This window comes from Streptomyces mirabilis (genome assembly GCF_018310535.1).
Lineage (GTDB): Bacteria > Actinomycetota > Actinomycetes > Streptomycetales > Streptomycetaceae > Streptomyces.
This window is the reverse complement of sequence record NZ_CP074102.1, coordinates 1,064,561-1,086,219: the sequence shown is the minus strand read 5'-3', so window position 1 is coordinate 1,086,219 and position 21,659 is coordinate 1,064,561. Positions and strand designations below refer to the sequence as shown.

Genomic DNA, 21,659 nt, shown 5'->3' with positions numbered 1-21,659 from the left:
AGCGGCCGGATGGGAGACTGTTCGGGTGAATGCGTTTGGATCTTCAGCATCCGGGGCCGCCACCCCGGTCGGGGCCGTGCGACGGCGCGCCGTGGTGGACGCGCTGCGGCGCGGCGCCGTCCCCGAGAGCGGCCTCGACCTGCTCGCCACCGGCCTCGGCCGCTTCGAGCGGGCAGTTGACGAGGAACTGGACACCGTCGCCGGCGGCGGCTCGGTGTTCAAGGCCGTGCGCGGCGAGTACGGATCCGGCAAGACCTTCTTCACCCGCTGGCTCGGAGAACGCGCCAAACGACGCACCTTCGCCGTAGCCGAAATACAGGTGTCGGAGACCGAGACCCCCCTGCACAAGCTGGAGACCGTCTACCGGCGACTCACCGAACGCCTGACCACCGCGAGCTTCCCGCCCAGCGCCCTGCGGCCGGTCGTCGACGCCTGGTTCTATGCACTGGAGGAGGACGCACTCGCCGACGGCGCGAGCGAGAACGAGCTGCCGCAGGCCGTGGAGAAGCTGCTCACCGCCCGCCTTGCCGAGGTATCCCGGCACGCCCCCGCGTTCGCCACCGCCCTGCGCGGATACAAACAGTCCCTGGACGCCGGAGACGAGGCCACCGCCGCCGCGGTCATGGCCTGGCTCGGCGGCCAGCCACACGTCGCCGCAGCCGCCCGACGCAGCGCAGGAGTCCGCGGGGAGCTGGACCACTTCGGTGCCTTCGGCTTCCTGCAGGGCCTGCTCACCGTGCTCCGGGACGCTGGACACGCCGGACTCGTCCTCGTCCTGGACGAAGTAGAGACCCTGCAACGGGTCCGCTCCGACGCCCGCGACAAGGCACTCAACGCACTGCGGCAGCTCATCGACGAGGTCCACTCCGGCCGCTTCCCCGGCCTGTACCTCGTCATCACCGGCACGCCCGCCTTCTACGACGGACAGCAGGGCGTACAGCGACTCGCACCGCTCGCCCAGCGCCTCGCCACCGACTTCACCACGGACCCCCGCTTCGACAACCCTCGGGCCGTCCAAATCCGATTGCCCGGATTCACCGAGGAGTCACTGACCGGCCTGGGTGCCACCATCCGTGACCTCTTCGCCGAAGGCTCCCAGTCTCCCGACCGGATCAAGCAGCTCGCCGACGACGCCTACCTCACCGACCTGGCACGGGCCGTGGGCGGGGCCCTCGGTGGAAAGGTCGGAGTAGCACCACGGCTGTACCTGAAGAAGCTGGTCGGAGATGTGCTCGACCGGATCGACCAGTTCTCCGACTTCGACCCGCGCACGCACTACAAGCTGACGGTGGGAAGCGGCGACCTCACGGCCACTGAACGGAACTTCGCCGCTCCCGCGCCGGCGGCCTCGGCGGATGACCTCGACCTCGAGCTCTGAAGACCTATTTCTCGAAGTCCCGAACTCTGATGGACCAGTGCAGGAGTGACAGACGTGCAGGATCAGCCGCGCGGCACCGACCCGGTGGGACGCCTCGACCCGGTCGTCCTGCACCACATCGTCAACACGCTCGGGTGGCCCGATCTGCGCCCCCTGCAGAAGGCTGCCGTACATCCGCTGATGGACGGCGAGGACGCGATCCTGCTCGCCCCGACGGCAGGCGGGAAGACGGAGGCTGTCACCTTCCCGCTGCTGTCCGCCATGCGGGAGAAGCGCTGGACCGGTACCTCCGTGCTCTACCTGGCCCCGCTCAAGGCGCTCCTGAACAACCTGGTGCACCGGGTCGACAGCTACGCCCAGTGGTTGGGACGCCGAGCCGCGCTCTGGCACGGCGACACCCCTGAGTCCGTACGCCGCCGCATCCGCACCGATTCCCCTGACTTCCTGCTCACGACACCCGAGTCTCTCGAAGCGATGCTCATCAGCGTCAAGACCGACCACACGCACATGCTGGGCCGTGTGCGCGCCGTGGTCGTCGACGAGGTGCACGCCTTCGCAGGGGACGACCGTGGCTGGCACCTGCTCGCTGTGCTCGAACGCCTGGAGCGACTGGCCGGCCAACGCATCCAGCGCATCGGCCTCTCCGCCACTGTCGGCAACCCCGACACTCTGCTCACCTGGCTCCAGGGCGCAAGCCCCGCCGACCGCCGCGGCCGGGTCGTCGCCCCCGGCGTCATCCTGCCTGCCGCCACCGGCACCGCTGCAGCCGGCTCCGGAGACCTCCCGCGCCCCGCAGGGGAGGTAGAGCTCGACTATGTCGGATCCCTCGCCAACGCCGCCAAGGTGATCTCCGCCCTGCACCTGGGCGAAAAGCGGCTCATCTTCTGCGACTCCCGCAAGCAGGTGGAGGAACTCGGTGCGGCACTGCGAGCCCGCGACGTCACCGTGTTCCTCTCCCACGCCTCCCTCTCCACCGACGAACGCGCACGCTCCGAGCAAGCATTCGCCGAAGCCCGCGACTGCGTCATCGTCTCTACCTCCACCCTCGAACTCGGCATCGATGTCGGCGATCTCGACCGCGTCGTCCAGATCGACTCACCCAGCACCGTGGCCTCCTTCCTGCAGCGCATCGGCCGCACCGGACGCCGCACCGGAACCTCCCGCAACTGCCTGTTCCTGACCACCCGCCCCGACACCCTGCTCCAAGCCGCCGGCCTGCTCACCCTGTGGGCCCGCGGCTGGGTCGAACCCGTGACCCCGCCGCCCTCGCCCCGCCACCTCGTCGTACAGCAACTCCTCGCCGTCACTCTGCAGGAACACCGCATCGGCGACCGCCTGTGGCCCGAACAGTGGAACGGCCTCGCCCCCTTCGACCGCTCCGCCGCCCCCCTCCTGTCCCACCTGCTCGACGGCGGCTTCCTCGACAGCGACGGCGGCATGCTGTTCGTCGGCCCCGAGGCCGAGAAGCATTTCGGCCGACGGCACTTCATGGAACTGACCGCCTCCTTCACCGCACCCCCCGAGTTCACCGTGCTCGCCGGGCGCACCGAGATCGGCACCACCGACCCCACCGTCCTCACCGAAGAACGCCAAGGCCCGCGCCGCCTGCTCCTGGCCGGCCGCAGCTGGCAGGTCACCTTCATCGACTGGGCCCGACGCCGCGCCTTCGTCGAACCCGTCGAAGACGGCGGCATCGCGAAATGGCAGGGCAGCGAAGCCCGCGGCCTGTCGTACGCCCTCACCCGAGCCATGCGCGACGTCCTCCTCGGCACCGACCCCGACGTCCGCCTCACCCGCCGCGCCACCGCGACCCTTGCCGAACTCCGCATGGACCGCGCACCCCACGAAGTGCACCCGGCGGGCACCCTGCTGGTGCACGACGCGGATGCCGCACGCTGGTGGACCTGGGCCGGCTACCGCGCCAACGCCACCCTCACAGCTTCCCTCGGGAATCTCGCCGACCCTGTGCAGCGCCCCACCGACACCCACGTCCGCCTCCGCCAGGACCTCTCCCCCGCCGACTGGAAGTCCGCCCGCGCTGAACTACCCGACTCCCTCACCCTGCCAACCGTCGACCCGCGCGCCGTCCGCGGCCTCAAGTTCTCCGCCGCCCTCCCTCCCCGACTCGCCACGACCACGCTCGCCGAACGCCTCGCCGACTTCGACAGCGCCCTTGCCGCCGCCCGCGAGCCCGTACGGGTGGAATGGAGCAGCTGAATACCCAAGACTGTGGTCCGTCGAAGAACCGATCGTTCGCGCAGTGGCTGACGTAAGGCGCGCATGCCGCACGCGACCCGTGCGGGAGTGTCATGAATCAGGTGTGTTCCTCCCCGAAGGAGTCATCTGATGAGTACGACGACAGGTCACCTGATTGAGACCGTGGACCGCGTGTCGCTTGCCGTGGCTGACAGCAGTGTCCAGGGTGCCGACGTGAAGTCGATGCCGGTGTCTCAGAACGGTCTGTCCAGCGAGCTGCTGGAGGAGCTGGCCGCGCTGGCGGCCGAGAAGGTCCGCGGGGAAGGGCTGCGGCTGATGGGCGAGGGCGGGCTGCTGCCCGAGCTGGCCCAGCACCTGATGCAGGCCGCCCTGGAAGCCGAGATGGACGAACACCTGGCCGCCGAGGCCGGCCGGAGCGGCGGGCGCGGGTCCCGCTCAGGCGGCAACATGCGCAACGGCTACCGGACCAAGAAGGTCATGACGGAAGTCGGCGCCGTGACGGTGCAGGTCCCCAGAGACAGGCTGGGCACCTTCCGGCCCCGGATGCTGCCCGCGTACGCCCGCCGCACCGGCGCGCTGGACGACCTGGTGCTCTCGCTGACCGCCAAGGGCCTGACCTCCGGCGAAATCGTCTCCCACCTCGCCCAGACCTACGGGATGACGACCACGAAGGAGACCATCTCCACGATCACCGACAAGGCCCTGGAATCGATGGCGGAATGGCGCACACGCCCGCTCGATCCGGTCTACCCGGTCGTCTTCATCGACGCCGTGCACGTCAAGATCAGGGACGGTCACGTCGCCAACCGGCCCGTCTACGTGGCCATCGCGGTCACCGCCGACGGCTACCGCGAGATCCTCGGCCTGTGGGCCGGGAACGGCGGCGAGGGCGCCAAGTACTGGCAGACCGTCCTGACCGAGATCAAGAACAGAGGCGTCCGCGACGTGCTCATGCTGGTCTGCGACGGGCTGAGCGCCCTGCCCGACGCGGTGAACACCGTCTGGCCCCAGACCGTCGTGCAGACCTGCGTCGTCCACCTCATCCGCGCCAGCCTGCGCTACGCATCACGCCGCGACTGGGCCGAGGTCGCCCGCGACCTCAAGCCCGTCTACACCGCCGTCAACGAGGAAGAGGCCCGGCAACGGCTCGCCGACTTCGACACCGCGTGGGGCAAGCGCTACCCCTCGATCGCCGGCACCTGGCAGCGGGCCTGGAGCGAGTTCGTACCCTTCCTCGGCCTGCCCGACGCCATCCGCCAGGTCGTCTACACCACCAACGCCATCGAATCCCTCAACTCCCGCTACCGGCGCGCGGCCCAGGCCTGCGGACACTTCCCCAACGAGCAGGCCGCCCTCAAACGCCTCTACCTCGCCACCCTCGCCCTCGACCCCACCGGCCGCGGCCGCCAGCGCTGGAACAACCGCTGGAAGTCCGCCCTCAACGAGTTCGACGTCCTCTTCGACGGCCGCCTTACCGCCGGACGAGTGTAGGCCGAACAGCCCACCGAACAACTCGTAGGCCAAACAGACGAATCACACCTAATTCCTGATAGACCCACCCGTGCGTCTCCCACGTTTGGGAGTCGCACGGGTCGCCTTGGGCTCCGTCAGCGCAGTGCGCTGCCCGACGGCAGCATCGAACTCCGCGAGACCGCCTTGTTTTTGTGGGTGGGGAAGACGGCGCTGTGGGATGGAGGCCGGGGGAGGGTCATCGAGGATCAGCGGCGTCCTCTTCCTTGGCGCCTTCTTGTTCGACAGATCGCCGGTGGTGGGGGTGGTCCTCGTCCATCTTGCGGGCCAGGTGTAGCGGTGTGGGGAGGGACTGGCGGTAGTCCCAGGCCGCTGCTTGGTTGGTGAGGATGGCCGCCGCTTTGCCCATCCACACTGGATCTGCGTCGGCGTCGAGGGCAATGGCAGTGAAGTGTGTACTGGTGTGCGCGTAGAAGATCTTGCGCAGGCTGTCTTCTGCCTGAGTTGACCAGCGAGTCCAGTCACGGCCTGGGCGGTGCTTCAGCTCAGCGTAGTTCTTGGGGATGTTCGGCAGGGCGAAGCTGGCGATGCGCAGATGGTCAGGTCCTGGGGCCTGGAGCTGGAAGAGAATGCGTACGGTGTGGTTGGTCTGCTTGGCCCACTGACCTGTGGACTTGTCCAGGACCCACCGTTCGGTACCTACAGGGCGGGCAAGGCGCTGGGAGTTGGGCAAGACGCGAACGACACCGATGGGTCGTTGCGTTGCCGGCAGGGTCCCACCAGGGAGCCACCGCGGGGTATTCAGTTCCGGGGGCTGCTCGCCGGCCAGGGACAGGTCGCGAAGGCCGGTCCAAATCCGCTCCGTGGCATCTCCATCCACGTAGACGATGTAGGGGCGGGGCTCTGGCAGTTGGCGTCGGACGGCGGCGAGTGCGTTGTGGGCGGCCTGGGCGATTTGCTCCTCGTCTATGGGGATTCCCAGGTCGTCGGCGTGGAGTTGGGTGGTGGCCTGCGCGTAAGGCTGCCAGCGGGCGCTGCGTGGGGACCATGCCCAGGTCTGCCAGGGGCCGCCGTCGGTGCCGTTCGCCGGACGCATGGCTGTGAAGGTGAGGGTGACGGGCGCTGGCTGCTGGGTTCCTCCACGGCCGGCTGTTGCTCGGGTGGCATGGCGTCGTAGCCACATGCCGATGTGCCAGACGCCGTGGAGGCCGATGGGTGCGAAGGCGTGGCTGAGACGGGCGTCTACCAGGCCGTGGCGGCGTAGAAGGTCGCGGACTGCGTTGAGAGCCGTGTGCTGCTTCTGCTTCTGCCAGGCGGCGCGCTGCCTGGCCTCTGCTTGTGCCGAGGGTTTGGCCTTGGGCTTTGCCGAGTGGAGGGTTTCGTCGTCGGTCTCTTCGCTATCTCGTTCACCGAGTGCAGGTGGCTTCTCGGCCATGTACTGCAGGTACTGGGTGCCGACCCCATGCGTGGCTAGGGCGCGCTGGGAGAGGTGCTTGCCGTCCTGCTGTTCAAGCTCTTCTCGTTGGGCGTGTGGGGTGTGGGCGTTCGTTTGAGCACCTTGGGTTTCGCCGAAGACGGAGATCGTCCACCCGGAGCGGGGTTGCAGTTCGGGGTGGTGGTGCAGGAGCTCTCTGCGCTGGGTCGCGGTCATCGTGCCGTGGGCCAAGATGTTGTGCTTGTCGTGGCGAAGAACGATCTCGACTCGGTCGTCTGCACAGCGGTGGGTGGTTTCGGGGCCGGTGAGGGCGTCGGTCGGTAGACCAAACTGTGTGATGAGGGCCTGGCGCATGCGGGCGCAGACACTGTCGTTGCTCCAGAGGGCAACGATCCTCAGGTTGTTGATGTGCGCCGCGTCCAGAGTGACGGGAATGTCCTCGGGCTGGATGAGCCCCTTGTGGGTGCGTTCGCCGGAGACATGGGGCAGGGGAAGCTTGGGGACAGCGACATAGTGGGGTTGGCGTGCGGCCAGGTCGGGATTGACCGCGGCGACCCGTTGTTCCACTTGCCGGTAGAACTCCATGCCCATGCCGCGGCCGAGCGGAGCGGACTCGGTCTTGGGCTGAATGGCCCGTAGAGAGCCCAGCGTCGTGAGGCTGATGGTGTCCAGATCGTCAGGGAGGGCCGAGAGGCCCCTGAGGTCCCATGGCCTAGGAAGGTCTGCTTTGCCGGCCAGACGGCGGGCTACGGAGACCATGGGCACATTGAGGCGGGGTGCCGTGCGAGGTCCGTCGGTGCGGGCGGTAAGCAGTAGCGGCAGACCGGGGAGGTCATGGGTGATTGTGCGCACCTTGTACCAGGAACGGGCCAGCAAGGTGGCGTACGCGTTGATGTTCAGGACGGGGTCGGGCAGGTGACCGCTGGTGCCCTGGGACACGGAAAGGCGTGGCATCTGGTATCGCCGCTGTCCGTGGCGGTTCGGGGGTCCGGCGATGGTGTGATCCCACGCATTGAGGACACCGTGAGTGTCCATGCGCCACGTGATCTCCTGGCCGTCAAGGGTCCACGGACTTGCGGCCAGTTGTTCGGCGAGGTTCCAGGCGGCGAGTTCGGCTGCCCACCAGTGCTCCGTCTGCCCGCCTCGGATAGCTGGAAGCGGGGCCGGTCCAGGGACGGCGTTGGTGTCGGCCGCGATGTCGCCCAGCAGCCGTCCGAGTTGCTCCCCTTGCTGTCCAGGTAGGACGGCTTCGGCCCAGAAGGTCAGTACGTCCCGCAGGTCTTCTGGATCGAGCTGGCTGCGGGCGACGATCCGGATCGTTCCGTCGTCGTGCAGCAGCCAGCGTACCCAGTCTCCGTGGACTGCCCGAAGCACGCTGTCGAGGGCCCGGTAGGGCGGCTGGACGTCCTTCTTGCCGACCGTCTTTTCGTAGGCGGCACTGAGGTCGTACCAGGTGTCGGCTGCGCGCGGGGGCAGGACGTAGGTGACGATGCGACCGCAGTCGGTCGAGGTGATGCGGTAGGCGAGCTGGCGCAGACGCTTTCCGCGGAAGGGAGGAGGTTCGCTAGTGATGACCGGCTCCTGTGGAGGTGAGGCTGCGGCCCCGGTTCAGTCGGGTGATCAGGTCGGGGCTGGCAGCCGCGTAATGGAGGAAGCTCTCGGCCGTCCTGCCATGGATGGCACCGGTCCAAAGGAGCTCGTCCTCGGTGTAGGACTCGTACAACATGCGGAGGAGTGCGGGCAGGTCACTTCCCCAGCTGGTGTCGTGGAAGGCGCCGTCGAGGAAGTGGAACTCGACGTCGGTCTGTCCGCGGCGACCACGGCCGGCCAGCTGGGTGATGTTTCCGACCACGGTGGCGACGAGGTCGCACTTGAGGTCCGGATGCAATGCGGTGAATCGCTTGGGCGAGCCGAGCAGGAGCTGGATGCGTTGAATCGCGAGGGCTCGAGCGTGGCGCAGAGTGCGGGCGAGGTCGTCGTCGGGCTGCATGTGCCGGTAGACATGGCCTGCGATGTTGGCGGCCATGTCCGCGGGGGAATCCAGCGGCATGACGGGCCGGATAGCTAGGGCGATGAGGCCGATGGCTGATTCTCGGCGGCCATCCGATCCTTCAGCGAGTACGTTCAGGCAACGTGCGCAGCGCGACAGGGGTGCGACCATCACGTCACCATCGAGGGCGACCAGGTCGACGAAGCGGTCGCGGGTGATGCGACCGATCTGTTCGGGGATGCGGGGCAGCTTGGCTGTGACGCCAGGGTCGTCGGACTCGGCAGCGAAGATACTCATGCTGATGCCGTCGCGCACCAGCCCTTCGTGGAGACCGTGGGCGAAGATGCGGTCTTGAACATAGGAGTTGGTGGCCACCAGCCCGTGGGCACGATGACGCGTGGCGGGGTCAGCGCGTAGTCGGGCAAGTGAGACGGCCAGTTCGTCGGCCCAGGCGTAGGCCAGGTTGAAGACGTTGTCCTCACGCTCGGAGAGACGCGTCCCGCCCACGGCGATGGGAGATCCGTTGCGCTGTGGGGTGCTGGCGAAAAAGTCGATGCGGCCGGCATTGTCGTCACACATCCACCAGGTCGGCGGAACGATCAGGTGCGTGGCGGCGGCCCGGGGCAAGAACCCGGTAGCCGACATGCCCAGGACTGCTCGCTGGTGGTCGGCGGCAGCCAGGGCGACTACGTCACCGAGGTAGGCGGTGTGGATGTGTGGGTCGCCCCGCAGCATTTCAAGGGTCAGCCGGGGCCGGCCGGAGGGGTCGTCGATGCCGTCGATACGGAACCCGATGATCAAGTGGCCGAGCGGGCCGTAGGGAACGATGGTAGCGCCGTCGTATAGGCCGGTCTCATCTGCGAGCTTCTGTGCCGAGCGCAGCCCGGATTCGCGGAGCTCATCGGCTTTGCGTGCGAGTTCGAACACACAACGCTGAAGTGTGGACAGCCACGTCTTCATCATCAGGCTGTGTAGGGCGCCGGCCGTCTGGATCTGAACCCAGCGCTCGTGTTCGGCACGGTCGTCGGGCAGGTTCTCGGCCCAGAATTCCTTGTCCTCACCGTAGGCTTCCGCATCGAAGGGGAAGTTCTCCTGGAGGGCTGCTAGCAGGCACTCTCGGAGCTGTTCCTTGATGGCGGAGGCGTGGCTCTCGCTCTGGGAGCCTTCCCGCTCATCGAGGCTGAGCATGTCTTCAAGCAGGCGTCGAACGGGACGCAGGGCGGGGCGCAGTCGATCGGGTGGGATGCGGTCCTTGGGCCGTACCGCGGTGGCGGGCATGAGTGCGGTGAGCTCCTCGCGCTGAGTGGCGTTGGCCTGGTCGTCGGGATCAACGCCGATGAGGAGTTCAAGCAGATCGCGGTCGTAGCGACTGGCTTGGTACCAGTGCCGACGGTACTGGCGGGTGCGAGAGACGGTGCGGGCGTCTTCGCCAGCGGCCAACAGGCGGGCTTCATGGGGCTCGGGGCGGATAACGGATTCCGCAACCAGGTCGAGGAACTGCTCGGCCAGGTACTTCATGCGGGTGACGGGACGGCGGAAGGCCAGGGAGACTGCGGGTGCGACGTGATCCATGTCAGCTTCGAGATCACGCAGGACCGTGGTGCGGTTGCTGTGATCGGCCAGGACCGCTTGCTTGGTGTTCTGAGTGAAACCGGCGGCCTGGAATTGGTCGACCTCATCGATTGTGACCTGGTGAGAGATCCGGAGCAACAACTCCTGCGCGCTGATGCTGCTGCGGATGACGCCGTCGATGGCGACGGGCACAGAGATACGGCCGGACAGAAGAAACGCGTGGTTCGTGACGATCACCGACGCGGTGGCGGCTGCGGTGAGCTGGTCGAACTTGCCGCAGTCCTGGACGTAGCGGCACAGGTGGCGGGGGTTGGGAACGTCGGACGGAAGCCCCGGTCGTACCCATGTGCGGCAGGGCTCCTGACCGCCGCGGATGCCCGGCTTCACCTCCACCATGTCGCTGACCGGACATCCGTAGCCGGCCTGGTCGATGCGATCCAAGACCTTGGAGCCGAGCAGGCTCAGGGGGACGCCGTCGTTGTCAGCCTTGACGCTCTTCAGCGTGAACTCATGGCGGCCGTGAGGTGACGTCAGCGGCGTGCAGCGAAGCCGCGACGTATCGCCTTGGCCGCTGAGCTTGGCCAACGCCTTGTCGATGGTGGCGGCCTCGACATAGACGTCGTCATTCTCGCCCACCACGAAGGTCACTGTGTATCCCCGCAGGGCCAGGTGGACGCACAGCACCTCAGCCAGGACGTTCTTGCCTGCTCCGGTAGGCGCACTCAGATGCAGCAGCGCGCCAGCCCGCAGATTTGCCGTGCAGTGTCCGCCCTCCCGGTACCCCATGGCCACGCTCAGCAACACGTGCAACTGCCTATGACGGTAGGCGGGGCCGGGAAGAATGGAGTCCATCAGGCTCGCGGTCAGCAGCAGGGCGTCCAAGTCCACCATGAGGTCGAGACATGCAACCTGGGTGGTGAACTGCGGCGGGTTGTAACGAGGCTTGCCTTCAGCGGTGAAATCCACCTGGATGGCACGTCCGCCCAGAGAGGCTTGCCATCGGCCGTTCCCCGCGACGCGAACCTTGGCTGAGCCTCGCTGGGTACGCTCCGCCTGGTCCAAGGCGCGGTCGGCGACCTCCAGCGGAGCCTGGCCGTGGACGGGCACCAGGGTGAGGAGCCGACCGGACGCGTCCATCTGGCCGGGCCGGTAGCAGGCTTTGATCAGGTTGTCGTCATCGTGGGCCAGCAGCTCCGACACCTGCTCGCGCATGCGGCTGTAGCTGGCCAGCTCCGGCGCCCGGTGGCGCAGCATGCGCCCGACGCGCTGCTTTTCGGGGTAGGGCAGGGAGTGCCAGGCCCTCCAGGCAGCGGGAAAACGTCCGGACAAGAGCCCCGCCGCTTGGTCCAGGTCCACGACAAAGGCGGAGGACTCCTCGTCCTTCGTCGGGAAATAGTGCTCGGCCAGCGCGAGTGCGGCGACGAGCCCGCTCATGCCGCCGCTACCTGGGTAAGTAGACGGCCCTCGGTCAACACCTTCCAGCCGAGTGGCCCCACGATGCCCTCCAACAGCTGTACGAATCCCTTGAGGTGGTCAGGGATCACGATGAACATGCGCGGGACTGACGCCTCCTTCGCGCGCAACGACTCAGCAAGGCCATGCGTGTCCTTCCAGACCTTGGCGTCCAGCCGCCAGGTCAGTCCCCCTTTGGTGACGTGAAGGTCGTAGGCATCACCGAACGGCCAGAGCTCAACGTCTGCGCCTAGATCGATGAGTTTGTCGCGCAGCGCGACCTCGAAAAGGCCAGGCAGAGTGATCCACAACCACAGTCCGTAGGAAAGAGCCAGGTGCTCCTCCGCGAGCAGCGGCTGGGGAAGGTTCACGCGCAGCTCGCCGCTATAGGCGAGGCGCGGCCCTGCATCTGTGACCCGCATGCCGAATTCCGCACCGCGGTCCCGATGCTCTTGCCAAGCGCATCGGAAGGCGGCGCCGCCGTCCCGGTCTGGGAACGCGTGCATCGTCCACTGGCAGAATGGGCAGCGCGCACACCAGCCGAGGAAGCTGCGGTCAGCAGGAATTTCGGCGTAGACGCCCAACTGACGCAGCACGTGGGGCAAACGGGCTACCGCTCGGCGCTTCTGCACCGGGGCCAGGATCAGCCTTTCGCGTCCTGCGACGTACTGGTCCTGCCCGGCAGCCATCAATGCCATGACGAGACAGTGCTGAACGATTTCTGGTGACAGTCGATGCAGGGCCGTGCCCGGCCGATATTTCGACACAGCACGCATCACACTGCGCAGATGCTGTATGTCCACATCGAGCCCGGGTGCCGATCCGAGAGGGAGCTCCTCGAACGCCAGCTGCAGCAAGGCTGCAGAGGCCCGCCCCTCTTCATCCAGCAGTTGAAGGCCCTGAAGATCCTTGGGAATTCGGCTTCCAGGAAGTAGTTCCTCCAGCGGACCTGACAGCCCACGCCGAAACTCACCGAACCGCAATGCACCCGCGCCGGGTCCATACGCCCGCAAATACCTGCCGTGGCACTCGAACAAGACACTCAACTTGGCCCTGGCCTCCCCCTCAGCCGTCGAGAGGGTCGCCGCCGCAACCACGCATGCCTCCAGGGCCAAGCGCTGGGGAGCACTGAGATCATGCGCACTGACCAATACGTCAGAGCCAGGCAAGGTCACCCTCAATTCTCGACGGAAGAGCGATACGCATCACTCGACACTGATTCCTATCGCAGTGCAGCGTGCAGCTCATTCCTCCTTCCCCCAAAGAGAGCAATCCCTTGCTCGGCGATGAGCCCTCCGAGGTCTTCCGCGACGTACGAAGATGACGGGCTGCGGTTCCCCGCTCGATGATCGACGGCATCCGGTGATGGTGCTCGGGGTGGCGCTCATGGCTACCTCATTGATCACCTCCTCGAACACCGGCACGCCGAACGGGTCGTGCTTCACGTCAAGCCCTAGCCCCAGTACGTCTCCGACGCGATGACGGCTGATGTCGTCGACTGCCTCCTTCGCCTCACCGAGGCGACGGGTGAAGCTGGTCGGATCGGTGTCCGACTGTGGAAGGCCATGGCGGCAGGAAGCTTGGAGGTCCGCACCCACCCGTTCTCCTGCGCTCCGCTGCGTATGAGGAGATGCCCGAGGACCTTCGTGTCGAGTTCGCGAGCGCCACGCTCAGCATCATGAAGGGCGACCTCAACTATCGTCGCCTCGTCGGCGACCAGCTGTGGGACCCCATGACGCCCTTCGCCGATCTCACTGCATACTTCCAAAGGGGCCGTCGCGGCGCTCCGGACCCTAAAGTCCGACGTCATCGTCGGCCTGGCGCAGGGAACGGTGGACGCTCTCGAACGGTCCGGGGCTGCCTAGCGTACTAGGGCCTGTTCTGAGTTGAGATCACGGGATCGGTCATTCCCGCTTCAGGAGGGCGCTGGCTGCGGTAGACCGGTCGCGTGACTCGTGGTGATCTGACCGATGCCGAGTGGGAGTTGATCGAGCCGCACCTGCCGCTGGGGGCGTTCGGACCGATCCCTGACCTGCGCAGCTACTTCAACGCGGTGATGTGGCGGTTCCGCACCGGCAGCCCCTGGCGGGATGTGCCGGAGAGCTACGGCTCCTGGTCGACGATCTACGACCGGTTCCGGATGTGGGCGCATGGCGAAGTCTTCCAGGCCCTCATGGAAACGATGATCGCCGAGGCGGCGGCCCGCGACGATGTCGATCTCAGCCTGGTCAGCGTGGACTCGACCGTTGCCCGCGCGCATCACCACGCGGCGGGCATGGTCGTCGACCCGGAGCTCCTTGAGGACCTGGAGAAGGCCGTGGCGGAAGAAAAGGGGCTGCAGCAAAGGGGCAAAACAACCCCGTAGGTGAGGGGTCCGCGGACAGGGAGGACCCCGAGCGGGAACAGCGCCGCGCCGTGCGCCGACGCCGCAGGGCCCGACTGCGGGCCGCCGAACTGGGCCGCTCCCGGGGCGGGCTCACCAGCAAGGTCCACCTCGCCGTCGAGCGACGCTGCCGCCCGCTGGCCATCATCCTCACCCCCGGGCAGTCCGCGGACAGCCCGCGCTTCATCCCGGTCCTCAAGAAGATCAAGGTGCGCGTCCCGGTCGGCCGCCCCAGGACACGGCCGGACGCGGTCGCCGGAGACAAGGCGTACTCCTCCCGCGCCAACCGCGCCCACCTGCACAGACGCAACATCAAGGCAGTGATCCCGGAAAAGACCGACCAGGCCGCCAACCGCAGGAAGAAGGGACGTTCCGGCGGCCGCCCGGTCAGCCACGACGCCACGCTCTACAAAGATCGCAACACGGTCGAGCGCGCCATCAACAAGTTCAAGGAATGGCGGGGACTGGCCAGCCGCTACGACAAGACACCCGAGAGCTACGCCGCAGGACTCCACCTGCGCGGATCCATCCTCTGGTTACGCAGCCTGCCAGCCCTCCCGTGATCTCAACTCAGAACACGCCCTAGTGGAACTCACGCGCTGATTCAGGCATGACGGTAGGGGAATCTCCGTGACGATCGAGGCCCAGACAGCAGTCGCCGCTGCCATCGTCGTTGAGGACGAGCGAGTCTTGCTCGTGCGGCGACGAGTCGCGGAAGGAGCACTTTCGTGGCAGTTCCCGGCAGGGAAGATCGAGCCTGGCGAAGCTCCCGAAGAGGCTGCAGTGCGTGAAACCCAGGAGGAGACAGGGCTCCTGGTGACTCCGACCAGTGTGCTGGGACAACGGGTTCACCCTGTGACGGGCCGGAAGATCTACTACATCGCATGCCGAGCCGTCAGCGGCGAGGCGGTCATCGCGAGTGATGAAGAAGTGGCCGGCCTGGCCTGGGCTGCGCACAGCGAGATCCCACAGTACGTTCCGTATGGGCTATTCGAGCCGGTCCAGGACTACCTCGACGAGGCTCTGCGGCCGTGAGAAGCCGTATCTGAACCGATCATGGAACGTGCGGGTCGAACAGGTTTTTCGCCGGGGTGATCTTCCCGTCGTACGCGTATGAAGACGGGGCTCGGTAGCTCGAGGATGCGAATCCAACCGAGCAGTGCCGGGAGGCCCTGATGTCGTTGTTGTGCGCCTCCGAACGCCTCCGGCGCCCGTTGACTTCACCAGTCCGTCCGGCAAGCATCGGCAACTGTCGGTGTTCTTCGCACTCCGCAACCGCGGTAAGGGAGTGATGCCCACCGCGTCGACGTACGACTACCACTTCAGGAAAGGATGCCTCGCCGCAGGGCTGGTGGGCAGCCAGGGTCGGCCGAAGTACACGCCGCGCACTCTGCGGGACTTCTTCGCCTCGACGGCGCTCGCAAACGGCATCCCCATCCATGAGGTCTCCCGCTGGCTTGGGCATCGGTCCATCAAGGTCACCGTCGACATCTACGGACACCTCGTGCCCCGAGCCTGTGGAGCCGATGCCGGGAGATCCTGCAGAACGCCATGCGGCCGGCGCCCCAGGGCCTGCTGGCGCCAGACCATGTGGTGCTGGATGCGCTGGAGGAGGCCCGACGGTGCTGGATACGATCAGCCCAGAGCCTGTTCCCGCAGGTGGGAGCACTGCACTCAACGTTCCGCTTCAATGTCTAGCCGGTGACTTGACATTACTTCGCTGATTTGGCAAACACGCAGGTCAAATGGGGTCTGGTCTTCGGGGTCAGACCCCTGGATTTTTACCGTGCTGGATAGGTGCTGGATTTTCTGACCTCTCGTCACCTGCCATCACCCCTCATCTCCGTACCATGCTGGATTCGTGCTGGATGCCGACGCGACGCGCGGGCACGGAGGGGCGTCTGTTCGTGCACCGGGGTCCACTGATCCCGCCGCTCGGCCGTTCAGCACACGCTCTTCACAGGCTTAACGGTCGTTGCGGAAACAAATCTCGACCCACCCGACGTTGTTGATCTCCGATGCGATAGCGGGGGTGGTCGGCTTGAAGTTGTTTCGTACGGACACAACGAAAAGCGGCGTGACCGAGGTCACGCCGCGTCTTGCTGAGGTCGAGGCAGATGTGCAGGGCCTCGTCGAGGCGCACATGGAGACACTGCTGGGCGTCCGGTTCCTGGCGAGCGAGTACAGCACCGGGCCGGTCCACGGGGGCCGAATCGACTTGCTCGGGCTGGACGAGAACGGGTCGCCGGTCATCGTCGAGACCAAGCGCGGCGTCGACCCCGGCGTCATCCACCAGGGCTTGTTCTACCTCTCGTGGCTGATGGACCACCGGGCCGAGTTCGAGCACCTGGTCCGCGACCGGCTCGGGGCGACGGCCGCGTCCCAGGTCCTTTGGAGCGGCCCGCGCCTGATCTGCATCGCCGGCGACTTCACCCGCTACGACGTGCATGCCGTGCGCGAGCACCGTCGATCGATCGACCTGGTCCGCTACCGACTCTTCGGCAGCGACCTGCTCGGCCTTGAGACCGTGGCCTCCGTGAGCGGCGGCACGCAGGTGGCCCGTCGGGCACGGCGCCAGGGGGTTGCCCGGGCGGCGGCCGACGTCCAGGGCGCGGCGATGATGGAGCTGGCGAGCGCGGTCGACGAGGTACTGCTCGGGCTCGGGGACGGTGTGAACCGCGTCGAGCGCAAGCAGTACCGGGCGTATCAGCGGCTGCGGAACTTCGCCTGCCTGTGCCCTCCGCAGCGAAGCAAGCTGTTGGTCTACCTGAAGGTCGACCCGAAGGATGTCGACCTTGTTCCGGGCTTCACCCGGGACGTGTCCGGTCTCGGTCACCACGGGACGGGTGATCTGGAGGTACAGCTCCGTACGCCGATGGACGTGGAGCGGGCGCGGGATCTGTTCCGGGCAAGCTACGCGGCGGCGTGATCGGATGTCGCTGCCGCCGACTTGGCGGGCTGCGCTTCGTGCCGTATGTGCGGTCGTGGGTGGGTGCCTTTCGACGTGCGGGCGGGGGGTGGCGGTGGACTATCTATGGTGCGCGGGATCGCCGGCTTGGCCAACCGGCGATCCCGCGCTATGTTGCCCCGCTCGTGCGCGCCGATGATCAGCGTGAACGGCTGGCGGTTCGGCTGGCCGCGACCGCCGGAGCGGCTGGCGCACTGGTGGCGAGGCGGGTCCTGTGCTCGCGGCCCGGCTGGGCCTGGCGCGTGCCGGTCTCGTGGGCGAGGGTCTCGGAGAGATCGGCCAGCAGCGAACTCGGGGTGTGCGGGGACGCGGTGATGGCCCAGGTGGGACGGTCCGGACCGGGGCCGGCCCAGACGGTCCAGGTGGCCAGGTTCTGACTCGGGTGCTGTGCGGTGAATGCGTCGAACTGGACGCCCGCGTCCCCGTCGGGGGATGTCCAGCGGATCCATCGCCCGTCCACGGTGTGCTTCCATCCGGCGTCGGAGAGCGGCTGGGTGGCCGCGGTGACCATCTTCTCGTCCACGGGTGCGCCGATGGCTGTGTCCCAGCTGTCGCCGTCGGCGAGGTGGGTCAGCAGCTCCTGCAGCACTGGGGCTGGGGTTGCGCCGGTCGCGGTGAGGACCCACATGCGGTCGGAGACGGGTGTCTCGTAGGCGGCTACGGTCCACGCGGTCTCGTGGGCGGGGGTTTCGTGGACGCGCTCGATGCGCAGGGTCTGCGACTCGTGGATGGCGTGGGTTGTCTCGTCCGACCAAGTCCGTTCCCTGTCAAGTTCTGCGTGTTGAAGTGCCGTTGGCCTGTGCCACTGGCCCAAGGCCCAGTTCGTTCCCCTCCCGTCCACGGTTGCGCAGGACCACAGGAGACACCGAAGGCGCGTTCTACAGCCGGCGAAGTGCGCCGTGCGTTGGTAGGTGAGGCACCGCGGGGCGGACTGTGGCGGAGGAGGCGGCGGGGTCCGCGTCGTCGGCGTTCAGGTTGGAGCCGATCAACAAGCTGTTCTGAGTCCCCGGGGCAACCCCGTACTCATCATCGGCTACAAGGCCCTGCCGCACCAAGCCGCTCACAACGCTCGGTGAGAGCTCCGCCCAAAGGTGACCGCACCGGCCTGCCCACCCTGGTCATGTGCTTCCAGGGGCCCGCACCCCCTGGCCGACCGTCGCTGTCTTCACGTAATCCCAGCCTGGTATCGGGTCAAGCCGTCCGTTGACGCCAGCTAGATACTGAGTGTAGATACTGAGGTATGACTGTTCCTCTGACGCTCCTCGGACTCCTTGAACGGGAGTCGAGCCACGGCTACGACCTCAAGCGCGACTACGACACCTATTTCGGCCGGGGTAAGCCGCTGCCCGCCGGGCAGGTCTACTCGACCCTGGGGCGCCTCGCCCGTGACGGGAAGGTCGAGGTCGGCGAGACCGGGCCCGGTTCGGGGCCGGACCGTAAGCGTTACGTGATCACCGGGCTTGGGGTCACGCAGGTCGAGACCTGGCTGACCGAGCCGGTCGAGGGTGAACCGCACCTGCAGACGGTGCTGTTCACCAAGGTCGTACTGGCGGTGCTGCTGGAGCGCGACCCCCGCGTGTACCTCGACATCCAGCGTGCCGCCCACATGGAGCGGATGAGGGAGCTGACCGAACTGCGCCGGACCGGCAGCACGATCGACTCGCTGCTGGCCGATCACGGCGTGTTCCACCTGGAGGCCGATCTGCGGTGGATGGACCAGACCGTGGCACGGCTCGCCGCTCTGACAGCGGAGGTGCGCTCGTGAGTGCGGACGAAGGCTTCCTCGTGGAAGCGCGTGATGCTGTCCTGTCGTTCGGGCAGACGCCCGCGCTGCAGGGTGCGAACCTCTGCGCCCGTGCCGGTGAGATCCTCGCCGTCACCGGACCGAGCGGCTCCGGCAAGTCCACGCTGTTGCACTGCCTGGCCGGGATCCTCGTCCCCGACTCCGGCGAGATCTGGTTCGACGGCCGCCGCGTCGACACCCAGGGCGAGCCCGAGCGCAGCGCGCTGCGCCGGGACCGGTTCGGCTTCGTCTTCCAGTTCGGTCAGCTCGTCCCCGAGCTGACCGCCGAGGAGAATGTCGCCCTGCCGCTGCTGCTCGCGAAGTCCCGCAGGGCGAGCGCGCTGGCCGAGGCCCGATCGTGGTTCGGGCGGCTCGGCCTGGACGGTCTCGAGGGGCGCCGGTCGGGCGAGCTGTCCGGCGGACAGGCACAGCGTGTCGCCCTGGCCCGCGCCCTGGTCTCCCGGCCCAAGGTGCTGTTCGCCGACGAGCCGACCGGGTCGCTCGACTCTCTCACCGGCGAGCACGTGATGGATTTGTTGGTCGCCTCCGCACGGGAGGAGGGCACCACCGTTGTCCTCGTCACCCACGAGCCGCGGGTGGCCGCCTTCGCGAAGCGTGAAGTCATCGTCCGCGACGGCAAGGTCACGCCGCTCTTCGTCGAACGGCTCACCTCGTGATCCGCCTCGGCCTGCGCCTCACTCTGAGCGGCGGCAGGGAGGCTGCCGCCCGCCTCGCCGTCATCGTGGCCGCCGTCGCCCTCGGCGTCGGATTGCTGCTGAGCATCCTGGCGGCCATCAACGCCACCGCCACCCAGAACAGCCGGAACGCCTGGCTCAACACCGGCTCCGGCACGAGGACATCGAGCCAGTCGGCAGCGAAGGCAGACACCGACCCGTTGTGGTGGCTGCTCAGGGCGGACCACTTCGACGGCAAAACCATCGGCCGCGTCGACGTCGCCGCCACCGGCCCGAACTCCCCGGTCCCACGGGGTCTTTCGCGCCTTCCCGGACCGGGCGAGTTCTACGCCTCACCGGCCCTGGACAAGCTCCTCCACTCCGCCCCGGCCGCCGAACTCGCCGACCGCTACCCCGGCAACCAGGTCGGCACGGTCGGCAACGCGGGGCTCCCGGGCCCCGACTCCCTGGTCATCGTCGTCGGCCACCGCCCCGACCAGCTCGCGAAGCAGCACGACGCCACCCAGGTCACCACGATCACCACCGCGCCCCCCAGCAGCTGCAACGGCACGAACTGCACGGTCAGGGCGGGCATCGACAGCAGGGGCATCAAGCTCATCCTCTCCGTCGCGGGCACCGCCCTGATCTTCCCGGTGCTCATCCTCATCGGCACGGCCACCCGGCTGGCAACCGCCCGCCGCGAGCAGCGCTTCGCCGCGATGCGCCTGGTGGGCGCCACACCGCGGCAGATCTCGATGCTCTCCGCCGTCGAATCGACCCTCGCCGCGCTCGTCGGCACGGCCGTCGGCTTCGGCCTCTTCTACCTGTTCCGTACGCAGCTGGCCCTGGTCAACCTCACGAGTACGCCGTACTTCGTCGGCGACCTCACGCTGCGGACCGGCGACATCCTGCTCGTCTCCGTCGCCGTCCCGGTGGGGGCGGCCATCGCGGCCCGGATTGCTCTGCGCCGCGTGCAGGTCTCCCCGCTCGGGGTCACCCGGCGCGTCACGCCGCGCCCGCCGCGGGTCTACCGGGTGATCCCGCTGGCCGTCGGCATCGCCGAACTCTCGTACACCATCGGCCGGGTGCCCAGGAGCACCAACGGCCAGATCTGGGTCTTCGTCCCGGGAATCCTGCTGGTGCTGACCGGACTCGTCATCGCCGGACCCTGGCTGACCATGGTCGGAGCCCGCCTCCTGGCACGGCAGACCAGCCGCCCCGCGCTGCTCGTCGCGGGCCGACGGCTCGCGGACGACCCGAAAGCCGGCTTCCGCGCGGTCAGCGGGCTGGTCCTCGCCCTGTGTGTCACCAGCGCTGCCGTCGGGATCATCGGCTCGCTGAACGCCGAGCGCAGCATCCCGCAGGCCAGCCGGACGGTCGCCGGCGCCTTGGATGCCAACTACACCGAAGGCTTCAACTCCACTACCGGGCGTCAGAATGGCGGCGTGCCCCCGCTCTCGAAGGCCGCGCTCGGCAACCTGAACTCCGTACCGGGCGTCAAAGGCGTGCTCATGATCCACTCAAACCCGCTCGGCACCACGGACCCGGCCTATCACGGCCCCCAAGGCACCGGGACACCGCCGGTGGCCGGCCTGGCCTCGTGCACCGAGCTCGCGAAGATGCCGGCCCACAGCGCATGCGCCTCCGGAGCCCAAGCGGCGTCGGTCACCCAGAACTACGGCAGCTTCGGCACGTACTACTGGATGCACTGGCCCACGGCATGGCCCGCCGCCGACATCTCCGCCCAGCGCCTCGCCCGCCTCTCCGTCCAGGAGATCGTCGTGGCCACCAACGGGTCGACGTCGGCGATCGAACGCGCGCGCACCATCCTCGCGAACACGTATCCCGACCGCGACGTCCCCTGGACCGTCCGCGAGGACCATGCCCAAAGCGGCGCACAGCTCGCCGGATACCAGCAACTGGCCAACGTGGTCATCCTGGTCAGCTTCCCCATCGCCGGCTGCAGCCTGGCGGTGAGCGTGGCCGGGGGGCTGCGCGAGCGCAAGCGACCCTTCAGCCTGCTGCGGCTGACCGGCACACAGCTCGGGGTGCTGCGGCGGGTGGTGCTTCTGGAGAGCGCGGTCCCGCTCCTGGTGGTCGCCGTAGTGGCGATCGGGATGGGCTTCCTGGCCGCCCAGCTGTTCGTGCAGGCGCAGTTCCGGTACTCGATCCAGGCACCGGGGATCCAGTACTACGCGATCGTGCTCGCCGGGCTCGTCGCCTCGCTGGGGGTCATCGCATCCACGATGCCGCTGCTCAGGCGGATCACGGGACCCGAAACGGCACGCAACGAGTAGCAGGAACGACGACGGCTCGGACCGGCTGACCGCAGCCTGT

The 21,659-nt window shown here is 67.6% G+C and carries 13 protein-coding genes and 2 pseudogenes; 11 read left to right on the top strand and 4 right to left on the bottom strand.

Going from position 1 to position 21,659, the window contains the following annotated elements; translation table 11 throughout:
- Positions 1–25: 25 nt before the first annotated feature.
- The 3 genes from brxD (at position 26) to SMIR_RS05020 (ending at position 5,086) form a co-directional block, all read left to right on the top strand.
- Positions 26–1,378 (top strand): BREX system ATP-binding protein BrxD, encoded by a 1,353-nt coding sequence (gene brxD, locus SMIR_RS05030; RefSeq protein WP_212726651.1) that lies wholly within the window; start codon positions 26–28, stop codon positions 1,376–1,378.
- 54 nt (positions 1,379–1,432) lie between these two features.
- Positions 1,433–3,595, top strand: a complete 2,163-nt coding sequence (locus tag SMIR_RS05025) for a DEAD/DEAH box helicase (protein WP_212726650.1) — start codon at positions 1,433–1,435, stop codon at positions 3,593–3,595.
- Between the two features lie 222 nt (positions 3,596–3,817).
- Positions 3,818–5,086: an IS256 family transposase gene (locus SMIR_RS05020; protein WP_212728294.1), complete on the top strand. Its 1,269-nt coding sequence runs from the start codon at positions 3,818–3,820 to the stop codon at positions 5,084–5,086.
- A gap of 217 nt (positions 5,087–5,303) precedes the next feature.
- Here SMIR_RS05020 and SMIR_RS05015 read toward each other — a convergent pair whose 3' ends face one another.
- From SMIR_RS05015 to SMIR_RS05005, 3 genes are all read right to left on the bottom strand, one after another.
- The gene (locus tag SMIR_RS05015) at positions 5,304–7,874 is read right to left on the bottom strand and encodes an RNaseH domain-containing protein (protein ID WP_212726649.1); all 2,571 of its coding nucleotides are present in this window, start codon (positions 7,872–7,874) and stop codon (positions 5,304–5,306) included.
- A gap of 190 nt (positions 7,875–8,064) precedes the next feature.
- Positions 8,065–11,496, bottom strand: a complete 3,432-nt coding sequence (locus SMIR_RS05010) for a hypothetical protein (RefSeq protein ID WP_212726648.1) — start codon at positions 11,494–11,496, stop codon at positions 8,065–8,067.
- Positions 11,493–12,611, bottom strand: coding sequence for a restriction endonuclease-related protein (locus tag SMIR_RS05005; RefSeq protein WP_212726647.1), 1,119 nt, complete (start codon positions 12,609–12,611; stop codon positions 11,493–11,495). The genes SMIR_RS05010 and SMIR_RS05005 overlap by 4 nt, the downstream gene beginning before the upstream one ends.
- 297 nt (positions 12,612–12,908) lie before the next feature.
- Here SMIR_RS05005 and SMIR_RS05000 point away from each other — a divergent pair.
- The 5 genes and pseudogenes from SMIR_RS05000 to SMIR_RS04980 form a co-directional block, all read left to right on the top strand.
- Positions 12,909–13,379 (top strand): annotated as a pseudogene (locus SMIR_RS05000) (ARMT1-like domain-containing protein); the annotation flags it as partial.
- Between the two features lie 83 nt (positions 13,380–13,462).
- Positions 13,463–14,460: pseudogene (locus SMIR_RS04995) on the top strand (IS5 family transposase).
- Positions 14,461–14,527: 67 nt separating this feature from the next.
- A complete protein-coding gene (locus tag SMIR_RS04990) occupies positions 14,528–14,932 on the top strand; it encodes an NUDIX hydrolase (protein WP_249938360.1) in 405 nt (134 codons plus the stop codon).
- Positions 14,933–15,188: 256 nt separating this feature from the next.
- Positions 15,189–15,602, top strand: coding sequence for a tyrosine-type recombinase/integrase (locus SMIR_RS04985; protein ID WP_249938359.1), 414 nt, complete (start codon positions 15,189–15,191; stop codon positions 15,600–15,602).
- A gap of 327 nt (positions 15,603–15,929) precedes the next feature.
- Positions 15,930–16,826: a DUF5655 domain-containing protein gene (locus tag SMIR_RS04980; protein WP_212726646.1), complete on the top strand. Its 897-nt coding sequence runs from the start codon at positions 15,930–15,932 to the stop codon at positions 16,824–16,826.
- Between the two features lie 178 nt (positions 16,827–17,004).
- Here SMIR_RS04980 and SMIR_RS04975 read toward each other — a convergent pair whose 3' ends face one another.
- The gene (locus tag SMIR_RS04975) at positions 17,005–17,706 is read right to left on the bottom strand and encodes an SPDY domain-containing protein (protein ID WP_422664401.1); all 702 of its coding nucleotides are present in this window, start codon (positions 17,704–17,706) and stop codon (positions 17,005–17,007) included.
- 399 nt (positions 17,707–18,105) lie between these two features.
- On the opposite strand from SMIR_RS04975, the gene SMIR_RS04970 reads away from it, so the two are divergent.
- From SMIR_RS04970 to SMIR_RS04960, 3 genes are read left to right on the top strand one after another with little or no spacing between them, the layout of a single operon-like run.
- The gene (locus SMIR_RS04970; protein WP_212726645.1) at positions 18,106–18,630 is read left to right on the top strand and encodes a PadR family transcriptional regulator; all 525 of its coding nucleotides are present in this window, start codon (positions 18,106–18,108) and stop codon (positions 18,628–18,630) included.
- On the top strand, positions 18,627–19,325 hold the full coding sequence (locus SMIR_RS04965) for an ABC transporter ATP-binding protein (RefSeq protein WP_212726644.1): 699 nt from the start codon (positions 18,627–18,629) through the stop codon (positions 19,323–19,325). Before SMIR_RS04970 ends, SMIR_RS04965 begins: the two co-directional genes overlap by 4 nt.
- Positions 19,322–21,619, top strand: a complete 2,298-nt coding sequence (locus SMIR_RS04960) for an FtsX-like permease family protein (RefSeq protein WP_212726643.1) — start codon at positions 19,322–19,324, stop codon at positions 21,617–21,619. The genes SMIR_RS04965 and SMIR_RS04960 overlap by 4 nt, the downstream gene beginning before the upstream one ends.
- The last annotated feature ends 40 nt before the right edge of the window (positions 21,620–21,659 follow it).

Coding starts and splice junctions, on each gene's coding strand:
- SMIR_RS05020 (WP_212728294.1), top strand. CDS start 3,818: ATGCCGGTGTCTCAGAACGGTCTGTCCAGCGAGCTGCTGGAGGAGCTG.
- SMIR_RS05010 (WP_212726648.1), bottom strand. CDS start 11,496: ATGAGCGGGCTCGTCGCCGCACTCGCGCTGGCCGAGCACTATTTCCCG.
- SMIR_RS04985 (WP_249938359.1), top strand. CDS start 15,189: ATGCCCACCGCGTCGACGTACGACTACCACTTCAGGAAAGGATGCCTC.
- SMIR_RS04970 (WP_212726645.1), top strand. CDS start 18,106: ATGACTGTTCCTCTGACGCTCCTCGGACTCCTTGAACGGGAGTCGAGC.